11 protein-coding genes are annotated in these 12732 nt (G+C 60.3%); 6 read left to right on the top strand and 5 right to left on the bottom strand.

The window, feature by feature from the left end; genetic code table 11:
* The first annotated feature begins 193 nt into the window (after nucleotides 1-193).
* Nucleotides 194-1468: a hypothetical protein gene (locus ACE1BR_RS09335; protein ID WP_374869595.1), complete on the top strand. Its 1275-nt coding sequence runs from the start codon at nucleotides 194-196 to the stop codon at nucleotides 1466-1468.
* 291 nt (nucleotides 1469-1759) lie between these two features.
* On the opposite strand, the gene ACE1BR_RS09330 is transcribed toward ACE1BR_RS09335, so the two are convergent.
* From ACE1BR_RS09330 to ACE1BR_RS09320, 3 genes are all read right to left on the bottom strand, one after another.
* Nucleotides 1760-3010 carry a DEAD/DEAH box helicase gene (locus ACE1BR_RS09330; protein WP_374869593.1) on the bottom strand — a complete coding sequence of 417 codons (1251 nt, stop codon included), beginning with the start codon at nucleotides 3008-3010 and terminating at the stop codon, nucleotides 1760-1762.
* A gap of 98 nt (nucleotides 3011-3108) precedes the next feature.
* Nucleotides 3109-4500 (bottom strand): GGDEF domain-containing protein, encoded by a 1392-nt coding sequence (locus tag ACE1BR_RS09325; protein ID WP_374869591.1) that lies wholly within the window; start codon nucleotides 4498-4500, stop codon nucleotides 3109-3111.
* Between the two features lie 240 nt (nucleotides 4501-4740).
* On the bottom strand, nucleotides 4741-5208 hold the full coding sequence (locus tag ACE1BR_RS09320; RefSeq protein ID WP_374869589.1) for a hypothetical protein: 468 nt from the start codon (nucleotides 5206-5208) through the stop codon (nucleotides 4741-4743).
* A gap of 196 nt (nucleotides 5209-5404) precedes the next feature.
* On the opposite strand from ACE1BR_RS09320, the gene ACE1BR_RS09315 reads away from it, so the two are divergent.
* Together ACE1BR_RS09315 and ACE1BR_RS09310 are read left to right on the top strand one after the other, a co-directional pair.
* Entirely contained in the window at nucleotides 5405-6313 is a 909-nt protein-coding gene (locus ACE1BR_RS09315; RefSeq protein WP_374869587.1) for an S-adenosyl-l-methionine hydroxide adenosyltransferase family protein, read from the top strand.
* A 191-nt stretch (nucleotides 6314-6504) separates the two neighbouring features.
* Nucleotides 6505-9543: a cytochrome c peroxidase gene (locus ACE1BR_RS09310; RefSeq protein WP_374869585.1), complete on the top strand. Its 3039-nt coding sequence runs from the start codon at nucleotides 6505-6507 to the stop codon at nucleotides 9541-9543.
* A gap of 71 nt (nucleotides 9544-9614) precedes the next feature.
* Here ACE1BR_RS09310 and ACE1BR_RS09305 read toward each other — a convergent pair whose 3' ends face one another.
* Nucleotides 9615-10175, bottom strand: a complete 561-nt coding sequence (locus ACE1BR_RS09305) for a carbonate dehydratase (RefSeq protein WP_005343397.1) — start codon at nucleotides 10173-10175, stop codon at nucleotides 9615-9617.
* A gap of 203 nt (nucleotides 10176-10378) precedes the next feature.
* Between ACE1BR_RS09305 and ACE1BR_RS09300 the strand changes: the two genes are divergently transcribed.
* From ACE1BR_RS09300 to ACE1BR_RS09290, 3 genes are all read left to right on the top strand, one after another.
* Nucleotides 10379-11020 carry a ribonuclease gene (locus ACE1BR_RS09300; RefSeq protein WP_374869583.1) on the top strand — a complete coding sequence of 214 codons (642 nt, stop codon included), beginning with the start codon at nucleotides 10379-10381 and terminating at the stop codon, nucleotides 11018-11020.
* A 70-nt stretch (nucleotides 11021-11090) separates the two neighbouring features.
* Nucleotides 11091-11369, top strand: coding sequence for a helix-hairpin-helix domain-containing protein (locus ACE1BR_RS09295; RefSeq protein WP_374869581.1), 279 nt, complete (start codon nucleotides 11091-11093; stop codon nucleotides 11367-11369).
* Nucleotides 11366-12409, top strand: a complete 1044-nt coding sequence (locus tag ACE1BR_RS09290; protein WP_374869579.1) for an NAD(P)H-dependent flavin oxidoreductase — start codon at nucleotides 11366-11368, stop codon at nucleotides 12407-12409. The genes ACE1BR_RS09295 and ACE1BR_RS09290 overlap by 4 nt, the downstream gene beginning before the upstream one ends.
* A gap of 132 nt (nucleotides 12410-12541) precedes the next feature.
* Here ACE1BR_RS09290 and ACE1BR_RS09285 read toward each other — a convergent pair.
* On the bottom strand, nucleotides 12542-12732 hold a 191-nt coding region (locus ACE1BR_RS09285; RefSeq protein WP_374869577.1), incomplete at its 5' end, for a hypothetical protein.

The following is a 12732-nucleotide window of genomic DNA, read 5'->3' as shown; positions in this document are numbered from 1 at the left end:
CAAGCCTTGCCATTGCTGCAAGCAGCGGCCATAACGGCACACCACAAAACACCTGCTTTCTGGGAATGAGCGGGGGTTTTGCGGTTGCGGTTTTTTTGGTGGCTGTGAGTGCGTGGCATTAACGCTGTTCAAGGGAGGGAGGCTTTCATAAGATGGCCTTCTCTCTTTTCCCTGAAAGCCATCAATTTTCGTTATGCAATACGCCTCTCTCGCGCGCCTCAAGCAGGCCTTTATCACCGGGATGTGGGCCTCGCTGGTCAGCATCGTTATCGGCTTCGCCTTCAAGGTGTGGTTGGCGCAGTGGGTCGCCAAGGGGGAGCTGGCGCTGTTCAACAGCGTGGTGGATTTGATCTCCCTCTCCTTTATCCTGATGACCGGTTTTCGCTCCTCCATGGTGGTGAGCTACTCCCAGACCAAAAACGATCGGGACATCATCAATATCTTTCGCTACTTCCTGATCGGCATCGTGCTGCTCACCTGGGGGGCGGTGATCCCCTATATCAAGCACGGGCTCCATATCCGGGTGGAGTATCTGCAACTGGTGGGGGTCATCTTCGGGCTGGGGCTCAAGGTCTACTTCACCAATCTGGTGGCCATGTACCGGATGTATCAGCTCTCCAACCGGGTCACCTGGCTGGAGCCGCTGGCCAATGGCCTGCTGTTTATGGCCTGTTATTTCGGATTGGGGATGGATGCGCTCCCTTCGCTCTTCTACGGGCTGACCTTCTCCTCGCTCGCCATCGCCGGTTTTATGTATGTTGCGCGCCGTCGGGCCATCGCCACCAAGCCGCTGGCTAAAGTTGAGCTTGGCCCCGAGATGGTGAGCTATGTGAAGAAGAGCTTTACCGCCTCGCTGGAGGCGGGGGCCAGCATCCTGATGATCTATATCACAGTGCTGCTCACCATCCGCCACTTCAGCATCGACGAGCTGGGGGATTTTCAGGTGGTGGTGCGCCCCATCTTCACCTATATGACCACTCTGTTTGTCTTCCCCATCTACCGCTTTGTGCTGCCGGAGCTGGCAGTCAATCTGCGCAACGGCGATCACCGCCAGATCAGGCTTATTCGCCGCTGGATCTTCCGTCTCTCCGCCATCGTCAGTCTGGCGTTCTTTGGCCTGATGCTGCTGGCGGGCAAGCCGCTGGTGCTGTTGTTCTTCCCCGCCGACTACGTGGGGGCGGTGCCGGTGCTGTTCCACTTATCCATCTTCTTTATCTTTATGATGCTCAACGGCTATCAGCTCGCCTATATCAAGGCCCACGGTCACTTTACCCAGAGTTTGTTGATCCGGCTGGCGGGCATAGTGGCGCTGGTTGCGGCCTACTATCTGGTGGCCGAGTTCACCGCCAACGTGGTGGCGATTATCGTGGCGCTGGGCATCGGTTATCTGGTGATGTTTATCCTCTCGACTCTGGCAGAGCGGCAGATCCTGCGTGCTTTGCCACCGGAACTGGCGGCGGCGCCCTAGGTTCGGCAGCGCCTGTTGGCTGGCGTGACAATGGCTGGAACAAGCGGTCGGAGTGAACCGCCTGAGAAAAAGAGCACGCCCGATCGGGCGTGCTCTTTTTATGGCCTCTGGCGGCCTGGATTTGGCTCTTGGCCGTCAGATGGGCCTTGGGGGCAGTGGTATAAGCTAAAGTTGGGTCATTTCGGGAAAACCCATAAATTCAGCTTATAGTGACCATTTTCCCGCTGGCGAACCCTGTCAGTGGCCAAGAGAGGCCCTATCAGGGGATCTTCCGATCCAGGGGGGATGGGGTTAGCGCTTGCCCTTGCTGCCTTTATTGCCCGCCAGCGCCTGCTTTCTGGCGCGCTGCTTCTGGGCCGCCTTGCTGTTGCGGCGCGGCTCGGGCTCAAAGCGGGTCAGATCCGGCTCAAAGCCCGGGAACCACTGCTGGGGTAAACGGGTGTCGAGCACTGCTTCCACCTTCTCCAGCAGCGGCGCATCTTCCGGACTGAACAATGTGATGGCGAGCCCCTTGTTGCCCGCGCGGCCGGTGCGACCGATACGGTGGACGTAATCCTCCGCCACAAACGGGAACTCGAGGTTAATCACATAGTTGAGATCCGTGATATCGAGGCCGCGGGCTGCCACGTCGGTGGCGACCAGCGCCTGCAGAGTGCCAGCGCGAAACTCCAGCAGCACTTTTTCCCGCGCGCTTTGCGACAGATCGCCGTGGAAGGCGAGGGCATTGATGCCCGCCTTGCCGAGCTGTTGGGCCAGCTTGTCAGCCCCCTGCCGGGTGCGGCTGAAGATCAGCGCCGGTGCCCAGCCTTTCACTTTCAGCATGTGTTCGACCAGCGCCAGCTTGCGATCGCTGTCCACCGTATAGACCCGCTGCTCCACCTCGGCCGCGGTGGTGTTGCGCGGCGCCACTTCAATCAGTTCCGGGTCGCGTAGCAGCACCTTGCAGAGGGCAAACAGGTTGTCATCGCAGGTGGCGGAGAAGAGCAGGGTCTGGCGATCCGCCGGGATCTGTTTGAGCAGCGCCTTGATCTCGTCCATAAAGCCCATGTCGAGCATCCGGTCCGCCTCGTCAAACACCAGATGACGCAGCGCCGCCAGACTCAACGCCCCCTGCCGCAGATGGTCGAGCAGCCGACCCGGGGTGGCGATCAGGATATCCACTCCGTTTTTCAGCGCCTCTACCTGAGCCGCTATGCTCACCCCGCCGTAGACTTGCGTGCTGGTGAGGCCGGTGCCTTGGCCGTAACGCGCCACGCTCTCGGCGACCTGCACCGCCAGCTCGCGGGTCGGCACCAGTACCAGTGCGCGGATCGGGCGGAGGGCATCGCTCGTCGGGTTTTGCAGCAACTGCTCAAGCAGCGGCAGCACGAAGGCGGCGGTCTTGCCGGTGCCGGTCTGGGCGCCAGCCATCAGATCGCGACCTGCCAGAATGACCGGGATGGCGCGAGCCTGAATGGGGGTGGGCGCGGCATAGCCGAGTTCGCTCAGGGTCTGCTGCAGACGAGGGGAGAGGGCCAGTTCGGCAAAGGAGGCAATGGACATAGAAGGCACCAGTATGGGGTTATCGCGGCCAGCGGCCACAACGACACAATCATCGTGGCCGCGATGGTAACAGAAGCAGGGGGATCGGCAGAAGGCGGCTATGCCTCTGCGTCGTCCGGCAACGGGCGGATCAGCCGGATCGTTTTGCCCTCGTAGCAGGCGATGTTGTGCTTGCCGTGCTGTTTGACGTGGTAGAGCAACTCGTCGGCCAGATGCACCGCCTCAGTGACGGTGAGGTAGTCGCGAATGCGGATCACCCCGGCGGAGAAGGTGATGGGGGCTGGCAACTCGGGGATCCGCAATGGCCGATCCAGCAGACGGGCAGCGGAGTGGATCATCATCTCGTCATCCTCCATCCCCCGAAACAGCACCAGAAACTCCTCGCCACCCCAGCGGATGGCGCTATCGACCTTGCGCAGGTTATGCCTGAGGTGCTGGGCAAAAGCGGCCAGCGCCGCATCGCCCACGGTGTGGCCATGGCGGTCGTTGATTGACTTGAAATTGTCGATATCGAGGAGCATCAGGTAGTCGTGCTCGTGCAGTATCCTCTGGGTGAGAATGTCCCGCCGTGGCAAGCGGGTCAGGTGGTCGGTATGGGCCAGGGTGCGCAGTCGCTGGTAAAGCTGTTTCCAGGCGACCATGCCCAGCAGCAGGACGATGAGATAGACCTTGAAGGCGGGGCTGTGCAGCGTCAACTTGACGAAATCGAGCCCGGAGTAGGACCACTTCAGATAGAGATCTTCCCCCGCCTTGGTGCGCATAAAGGGTTTGTTCAGGCAGAGGTGCCAGCGATAGCAAGGTTCGGCGGCATTAAACGAGATGCTGGTTCGGGTCGGGTTGACGGTATCGAAGGGGCGCAGCACATCCTGAAACGCCTCATCGACGGCGATGTCGATCCCGAGCAGCCCGTATTTGGCAACGCCATACCTCGCCTGGTGGAGGAAGGGGAAGTACATCGTTATGGTGTTGCGCATGCTGAAGTTGTCGAACTCGATATCAGAGACATAGGCTTCGTCGGTGCTGCAGAAGGTGCGGTTGGCGGCAAAGCCGATGCAACCGAAGTAGTGATACCAGGCGGGTTGCGTTATCAGATCCACCTTGAGCTGCGCCAGCTTGGTGGGCAGTACATTGTGATCGGCGACCATCCCGAGCAACCGGTAGTCGTTCCAGATGGTGTAGATGTTGACCACCTCCGGATAGGAGAGGGCATAACGAAAGGTGTTGAGGATATTGGCGGCCGGGGATTGCAGCGGAATATCGGCAAAGCGCTGCTGGTTTCTCAGGTCGTAGCCATAGAGGTAGTCGGTGTCCGGTCCGTTATGGAGGACGTGGGTAGGGGTTCTCGGGGAGTAATGGGATGCGAGATAGCGGGTGATGTTCTCCACCTCGAGGATCTTGGCCCGTTGATAGAAGACTTCGAACACGTTCTTCTGTTTGGCGGTGATGAGATCCATATCGTGCTGGACGTTGAGGTAGGTGTAATAGAACAAGCTCCCTAACCCGGTCAGCGCCAAGAGGAGCAAGCCCAGTATTTTGAGCATGAACTGACGAGCAAAAGCAGGTGGCCAGTGAATAACTGGAGAGGATCCTGAAGGTGTGGTCATAGGCTTTGAGTGCGGTACCGATAGAGGCGCTGGCGCCATACGAACGAAGTATATGCGAAAGAAATCCCGATAGGATCCGCCGACAACCCTTGCCAGAAGCTGAAGCCTTGATCACTTGGTTTCGTTTTACTCCACGATCAGCACGCTCTCGCTCGCCAGATGGTGCAGCCACTCTCTGACGATCAGCAGCACGGCAGCAAAGCACTCATCACGCGGCAACTGGCTGGCGGCGAGGGGATCTCCTTCTGCCATGGCGGCCAGTTGACCGAAGGCCTGCTCCACCAGATCCCGGCTGAGCAGATTCCCCCCCAATACTTCTGCCAGTGAAGGCTGGCTGTGCAGGGTGAGCTGCAAGCCGGACGGGATCTGGGGAGCAATGCGCATCAGCTCATCTTCCACCACCATGATGGCCCGCTCCAGTTCGAGCGGGGTGGGCGGCGCGTTGCGAAACGGCCCTGGCTGGATGGCGTGGGTACCGAACGCCAGCGGATATGCCTGTGGCGTCGTTGCATCTGGCTGGCTCAGCCAGACCTGACTGCGCTGTTCACCAATTTCCAGCAGCAGGGTCATCATCTCCGGTACGGGTTGTGTCATGGTGCTGGGCTCCTGTATTGTAAACGTTTTCCCATTCTGTCTTTGATACCCCCGCTGTCGCCGTTTGGCGAGCACATTTTCTGCGAGCCGTGGCTCACTTTGGTGCAAACCTCTTGCAAAAAAATCCATTAATGGCAGTCTGGATGTCTAAATGGCTGTTTTGTTGTTCATCCTTATACGATTCAGGAGTTCAGATATGGATATTCGTACCGCTCCCCGCGCCATTGCGCTCGCCCTCATGTTGGCCAGCGGCATCGCTGCCGCCAATGAGGCGCTGGTGATCCAGACCGATTTCGGCCTGAAAGATGGTGCCGTTTCGGCCATGAAGGGGGTCGCCTTCGGGGTGGATCGTACCCTGCCGCTCTATGACCTGACCCACGAGATCCCGGCCTACAACATCTGGGAAGCCTCCTACCGCCTCTATCAGACCCTGCAGTATTGGCCCAAGGGCACTGTATTCGTCAGCGTGGTGGATCCGGGTGTCGGCACCGATCGCAAGTCGGTGGTGATCAAGACCAAGAGCGGCCACTACATCGTCAGCCCGGATAACGGCACCCTGACTCTGGTGGCGGAGCACTTCGGCATCGACACCGTGCGCCAGATCGACGAGAAGACCAACCGCCTCAAGGGCTCCGAGAAGTCCTACACCTTCCATGGCCGCGATGTGTATGCCTACACCGGCGCACGGCTCGCCTCCGGCGCCATCAGCTACGAGCAGGTAGGCCCGAAACTGCCTGCCGAGGTGGTGAAGATCCCCTATCAGCCAGCGGTGGCCGAGAAGGATGGCACACTCAAGGGCACTATCCCGATCCTCGATGTGCAGTACGGCAACGTCTGGACCAACATCGACGATGCACTGCTGACCAAGGCGGGGATCAACAAGGGGGATACCGCCTGCATCAAGATCAGCGAAGGGTCTGCGCTGAAATACGACGGCAAGGCCCCCTACGTCAGCAGCTTTGGCGATGTGGCGGAAGGGCAACCGCTGGTCTATCTAAACAGCCTGCTGCAGGTGTCGGTGGCGCTGAACATGGACAGTTTCGCCGCCAAACATCAGGTGCAATCCGGTGCCAACTGGCATATCAGCCTGAAGAAGTGCTCCTGAAGATTGTCGGACTTTCGACAAGCGGGTTTGAAGCAAGCGAGGGCAGCCAAAGAGGCTGCCCTCTCTCATTGGCTGATAAGGAGTTGCTGATAAGGCGTTGTTGTTAAAAAGCATATTAATTAAATGCAATTGATAATGATTGGCGTTTGATTGGATAATCGCGCACTTGTCTGACCACCTAACCATAACGAATGAAAACCAGCCTTTTACTGCTCAGCCTGCTGGCACTGACCGCATGTAATGACAATCACAGCAATACGTCGGTGGCCCCCTCACTCGAGGTGACCCCGCCGGTCGTCAAGCCGACCGAACCGCCCATAACGCCACCAATCGTGCCGCCAGAAACCCATACCCGGGTGCCCCTGACCATAGAGATCAATGTGGCCGATCGGCTGGGGGCGGGGGCACGGCTCGAGGTGAAACAGGTGGCAACCGGGATCAGCGTGCAACAGATCATCGAACCGGGCCAGCCTGTCAGCATCACCTTGCCTGCGGGTCTGCAACTGGATCAGCCGCTGGAGCTGCTCGGTAGCGACGAGGGCTATCTGCTGCGTGCGGTATCGGTGCGGGTGGCGGATCTCTCGGCCGGGATCACTCTGGCGCGCCGCAACAGCGTACCGCGGCTGGTGTTGAACGAGGAGGAGACTGCGCTCTTCCTGCTGGCGGATCAGAGCGGAGATGGTTCTCTCAATCAGGCCGAGTGGGGCAGAGCAGAGGAGATCCGCCTGCAACAACAGGCTGTTATTCAGGATTACGCCGCTTTCCTGTTGGCCCAACGCCAGCCGGGCGCTGTGCTCGACTATGCCGACAGCTGGCAGATGCTGTTGGTCCTGCGCGATGACAAGCAGGCGCGCAGCTGGTATCAGCGCAGCAACAGCGCCCAGATCCAGTCCGCTCGCACCCAGCTCTATCCTGCCAATCCCAGTCAGCCGGACGAGCCGGAGACGGCGGATCTGCTTCGCCTCGATGAGCAGGGTCAGCTGGTGGTGCGGGGCTCCTGGCAGTGCCTGCACGATGTGCGCACGGTCAGCGGGGTCAAGGGCAGCCAGTACTGGCTTTATGGCAGTGACTCCAATGCGTTGACGATTGCCAATCAGACACAAGTGGCGGCGGTGCCGAGCGGTTGCGGCCGCAGCGACTGGCGCCTGCCGACCCTCTCCGAATTCGAGCGATTGCTGAGCAGTGACAAGTCGGCATGGCGTTACCCCAACACCTTTGCCGTCACCCTGCCTGCCCAGCTCTGGCTGCAGGATGGTGCGGGTCAGCCCCGTCTCTATCAGCTGGCGACCCGAACCTGGCTGGATGAGGGGGAGGGCAGTCTGCTCTGGTATGCGTTGGCTCCTTATCCGGTGCGACCCTCCGTGGTGCGCGACAGCAGCAAGCCGGACATGGCGGTTCTGCGTGCCCAATACAGCGGCGCGTCAGCCCAATGGCCCGCCGCCCGGGTGGATGAAGGGGTGGAATGGCAGGAGCTGGGGCCGCTACCGGCCGTTCCCTTCCCGGCCGACAACCCCTATAGCCGGGCCAAGGTGGTGTTGGGTCAACAGCTCTTTTTCGACAAGCAGCTCTCCAGGGGGCGGGACATCAGCTGTGCCAGTTGCCACGATCCGCAAAAAGGGTGGAGCGACGGCCTGAGCGTATCGGTCGGTCATCTGGGTCAGAAGGGCAATCGCAACGCCCCCTCTATTCTCAACAGCGCTTTCAGCTCGACCCAGTTCTGGGACGGGCGGGTCGCCACGCTGGAGGAGCAGTCGCTTCATCCGATCCAGAATCCCATCGAAATGGCGCTGAGTCATGACGAGCTGCTGGCTCGCTTGCAGGCCAGCCCCGACTATCAGGCTGCTTTTGCCACCGCCTTTGGCGATCAGGGGATCACGCTGGAGCGGATCGCCAAGGCGATCGCCACTTTCGAGCGCACCATCATCAGCCGCGACAGCGATTTTGAGCGTTTCGTCAAAGGGGATAGTCAGGCGCTCAGTGACAAGGCGCTGTGGGGGATGCACCTCTACCGTACCGATGGCCGCTGCATGAACTGCCACTCCGGCCCGCTGCTGAGTCAGCACGGGTTCGAGAGTGTGGGGCTCACCTATTACGGTCGTGGCAAGCTGGAAGATCGCGGGCGCTTCCTGCAGACCCGTGACAAAGCAGATATCGGTCGCTTCAAGACCCCCAGCTTGCGGGACGTCGCTTTTACCGGCCCCTATATGCACAACGGCATCTTCCCGATCCTGGCTCAGCGCATCGGTGGTTCGGTGCAGGGGGTGGTGGCCATGTACAACTTTGGCGTGACCAAGTGGAGCAGCGGGGTCGGCTTCCCGACCGGCGCGGATCAATACGATCCCTTCTTCCCCAAAGCCTCCGATCACCTGCATGCTCTTGGCCTTAGCAATGACGAGCTGGATGCCATCGGCGAGTTTCTGCGCAGTGCCTCGGCCGAGCCGCGCCGCATCCCGGCCACGGTCGCTGAGCTGGGGGTGAGTGAGGCGGATGATCCGACCCCGGTGGGAGCCGTGATCACCGGCTTGGCGGTGCTGCCTGCCCAGCCACAGCTGGAAGTGGGGCGCTCACTCCCTCTGCAACTGCAGTGGCAACTGAGCGATGGCTCTCTCAGCCCGCTTGATGCGCCAGTGGCGTGGCGCAGCGAACAGCCGGAGTTCGTCACCGTGAGCCCGGAGGGTGAGGTGCGCGGTGTGGCGGTCGGTACGGCACGACTGGTGGCGACCACGGCTCGTCACACCTTGACCGTGACGGTGCAGGTGGTGGATGCCCAGCCCGATTTTGCCCGGGGCTGCCGTCAACCCGAGCTGGTTGCGGGCAAGCTTGCCTTTGTCTGCCAGTTGACCAGGGACGAGGCGGAGCGTCTGTCCATCTCCTATGACGGTGTGAGCAGTGACAGCGATGGTGACTACAACCCCTTCCCGCTGGAGTATGTGACCATGGGTCAGGCGCGGGCGCGGGATTACTGCCAGCAGCTGGTGGCGCGCGGTCATGATGACTGGCGTCTTCCGACCCGGGCCGAGTTGGAGGTGCTGTTTGCCGCCTACAACAAGGATGGAACGACGGATCAGTTGCTCCAGCAGCAGGGGTGGCCGCTCTACAACCGCTACTGGAGCAGCGATGCTACTGCTAACGAGACTGGTGAGCTGCCGCTGCTCGATCTGAGCACTGGCGACCCGCTGTGGGATCTGGCGGATGAGGCCCATGCCGCCACCTGCGTCAGGGCCATCTAGCCTTCATATATAGTCAGATGAAAAACGGGCGCCTCGGCGCCCGTTTTGTTCTCTGGTAATAAAAGAAGGGCTTAGAACTCGTTGGAGAGCGCCTTGTACCCTTTGACCAGATCGATGTTGGTGTGGGCTACGTCCTCGGAAAATTCGGCGGCGTCGACCGAAACCCGCGGAATATGGGTCAGATCGCTCTGCTGGTTGATGCGGGTGGTGGAGGGGACGTAGAACTCCGGCGGCAGATCACAGCCATCGATCACCGAGTTATGACGCACCACGGCACCGTCGCCGATATGACAGTTGAACAGCACGCTGTTGAAACCGATAAAGACCCGGTTCCCTACTTCGCAGGGCCCGTGGACGATGGAGCGGTGGGCGATGGAGGTGTACTCGCCGATGGTGACGGCGGCGCCGGATTTGGAGTGGATCACCACGCCATCCTGGATGTTGGAGTTGGCGCCGATGACGATGGGCTCCATCTCGCCGTTGGCATCCACCTCGTCGGCGCGGATCACCGCATAGGGGCCGACAAAGACATTCTCTTTGATGATCACCTTGCCGCAGATGATGGCGGTCTTGTCGATATAGGCGGATTCGTCGATGACAGGCAGGTGGCCGGAGGGATTCTTGCGGATCATGTTACATCCTGTGGTTGCCAAGAGGATTATCTGGTGGTGGGCGAGGAGCCTACCGGTCGGTCAGCTTACCCCCGCTCGCCCTCTGGTGAAACCCCCTGACTGGTCTGACCCTTGTCGCGCGCCGTCTCGGCATGGCTGTTTCCCGCCGTCAGAATATGGGAGCATGGCTGTCATCCCGAGTCGCATTAGATGGACATATATAGATGAAGAAGATGATTGCCCTGTTGGCGGGTGGTTTGTTGCTCTCCTCGGCCGTGCAGGCCAAAGGGGAGGCGGGGGAGTTTGACTATTACGCCATGGCGCTCTCCTGGTCGCCCGAGCATTGCGCCGTCAAACCGGCCGATCGGGACCAGTGTTCTCGCAAGCTGGGCTTTGTGCTGCACGGTCTTTGGCCCCAGTACGATCGCGGTTACCCCAGCAACTGCACCCGCGAACGGCTCGATCCCGATATGGAGAGCGAGTTTGCCGACCTCTACCCCAGCCGTTTTCTCTATCGCCATGAGTGGGAGAAGCACGGCACTTGCTCCGGGCTGAGCCAGCAGGCCTTCCATCAGCTGGCGAGCGATTTGCGCCAGAAGGTGAAGATCCCGGCGGCCTATCAATCGCCGGAAGAGCCGTTGCGCAAGAGCAGCTTCCAGCTCAAGGCCGATCTGGCGAGCGCCAACGAGTGGCTGGCCCCCGACAACATTACAGTGGCTTGTGCCGATGGTGGCCGCTTCCTGCGGGAGATCTATATCTGCGTCAATAAAGAGGGGGCGGATGCGGTCACCTGCTCTGCCGAGATGCAAAAGCGCGAGCGCCGCTCCTGTGGTCAGCCGGACTTCCTGCTGCGCAGCGTGCGTTAAGTCTTCACTCACCATTGGGCCCCTTGCGGGCCTGATGTACAACCACGGCTATCGGAAAGGAGTCTGACAGATGGATGGCAACAACCGGTTTGGCCCGACAGAGCGGGCCCTGCTGCTCAGCGTGAAAGGGGTGGGGCCGACCGTTATCGGGCGGCTCGAACAGCTGGGCTACCATACCCTGGCCAGCTTGGCCGAGGTCGATACTACCCATATCGTCCAGCTGGTGGCCAGCATGCTGGGCTCGACCTGTTGGCAGAACAGCCCACAGGCCCGCAGTGCCATCGACGGCGCCATTGCGCTGGCCCGCGCACATCTGGCGGCGGACGCGACAAACGGGGTGAATGGATGAGCCTCTTTACCGAGCTGGGAATGCGTTATCCCATTATTCAGGCGCCGATGGCTGGTGTGCAGGGAAGCGATCTTGCTCTGGCCGTGAGCCGTGCGGGCGGCTTGGGCTCCTTGCCTGCCGCCATGCTCACGCCTGCGGAGCTGCGCGGCGAATTGGAGTGTCTTTCCCAAAGCGGCCTTGGGCCATTTAACATCAACTTCTTCTGCCACCGGCAACGGGAACCGGAGCCCGTTGCACTGGCCTGCTGGCAGCAGCGCCTTGCTCCCTACTACGCCGAGTTCGGCGTACAGCCTCCAGCCGTTACGATGGCGCCAAGCCGTGCCCCCTTCAATGAGGATCATGCAGACATGGTGGCTGAGTTCAGACCGGCGGTGGTCAGCTTTCACTTCGGCTTGCCCGCGCCCGAGCTGCTTGTCCAAGTGAAGGATGCGGGGGCCAAGGTATTTGCCAGTGCCACCACGGTGGCGGAGGCCGTATGGCTCGCTCACCATGGCGCCGATGCCATCATCGCCCAGGGATTGGAGGCGGGTGGTCATCGTGGCCACTTCCTCTCTAATGATCTCGCTTTGCAGCAGAGCACCTTGACCCTGCTGGCACAGATCCTCGCGGCAACCGATCTGCCGGTGATTGCCGCTGGCGGTATCGTCGATGGCAAGGGGATCGCCAACGCGCTGATGCTGGGGGCTAGCGCCGTGCAGATGGGCACTGCCTTTCTCTGCAGCCATGAAGCGACAACCTCGGCGCTGCATCGCGCCGTCCTACATTCGCCACAGGGCCAGCAGACGGCATTGACCAATCTGTTCAGCGGCCGTCCTGCGCGGGGTATCGTCAACCGTCTGATGCGGGATCTGGGCCCACTCTCGGAGTTTGCCCCTCACTTCCCCTATGCCAGTGGCGCACTGGCACCGCTGCGCACCGCCGCCGAGTCCCGGGGCGATAGCGGGTTCTCTCCGCTGTGGGCTGGGCAGAATGTATCGGGCTGCCGGGATCTTCCCGCCAGCGAGCTGATGGCGTGCTGGGTCAAAGAGGCTGGATTGTGATAAGCGCCTCTATATATGCCTCTTTATATAGAAGAGGCCGTTGGTGCTGTGCGTCAGACGCGACGGTGCGGCGATGATGGATGGGGGCTTGTACCGTTTTGAGGCGCATATCCGGAGACAAAACCCCGCACCTCACCCTTGTCTGTGGATAAGTCTGTATAAAGGCTGTGTATTGATATGAATAACTAATAAATTGCACTTTTTTGCAATTTTATTGCGGTAAAGCCTTGCCAATGTGAGCTGGATCTCTATAATGCGCCACATCGACAGGGCAAGCGGCAACGCAAACAACCTCGTCGGTAGCCTCGAAAAGCCTTTGAAAA

The sequence above is a fragment of the Aeromonas sp. MdU4 genome (assembly GCF_041929505.1).
In the GTDB taxonomy this organism is placed as follows: Bacteria; Pseudomonadota; Gammaproteobacteria; order Enterobacterales; family Aeromonadaceae; genus Aeromonas.
The sequence above is the reverse complement of the archived record's forward strand: the minus strand, read 5'-3'. Positions and strand labels throughout refer to the sequence as shown.

Bases quoted from the DNA above. Each gene is read 5' to 3' on its own strand.
- ACE1BR_RS09335 (WP_374869595.1), top strand. From the start codon at position 194: ATGCAATACGCCTCTCTCGCGCGCCTCAAGCAGGCCTTTATCACCGGG.
- ACE1BR_RS09330 (WP_374869593.1), bottom strand. From the start codon at position 3,010: ATGTCCATTGCCTCCTTTGCCGAACTGGCCCTCTCCCCTCGTCTGCAG.
- ACE1BR_RS09320 (WP_374869589.1), bottom strand. From the start codon at position 5,208: ATGACACAACCCGTACCGGAGATGATGACCCTGCTGCTGGAAATTGGT.
- ACE1BR_RS09315 (WP_374869587.1), top strand. From the start codon at position 5,405: ATGGATATTCGTACCGCTCCCCGCGCCATTGCGCTCGCCCTCATGTTG.
- ACE1BR_RS09310 (WP_374869585.1), top strand. From the start codon at position 6,505: ATGAAAACCAGCCTTTTACTGCTCAGCCTGCTGGCACTGACCGCATGT.
- ACE1BR_RS09305 (WP_005343397.1), bottom strand. From the start codon at position 10,175: ATGATCCGCAAGAATCCCTCCGGCCACCTGCCTGTCATCGACGAATCC.
- ACE1BR_RS09300 (WP_374869583.1), top strand. From the start codon at position 10,379: ATGAAGAAGATGATTGCCCTGTTGGCGGGTGGTTTGTTGCTCTCCTCG.
- ACE1BR_RS09295 (WP_374869581.1), top strand. From the start codon at position 11,091: ATGGATGGCAACAACCGGTTTGGCCCGACAGAGCGGGCCCTGCTGCTC.
- ACE1BR_RS09290 (WP_374869579.1), top strand. From the start codon at position 11,366: ATGAGCCTCTTTACCGAGCTGGGAATGCGTTATCCCATTATTCAGGCG.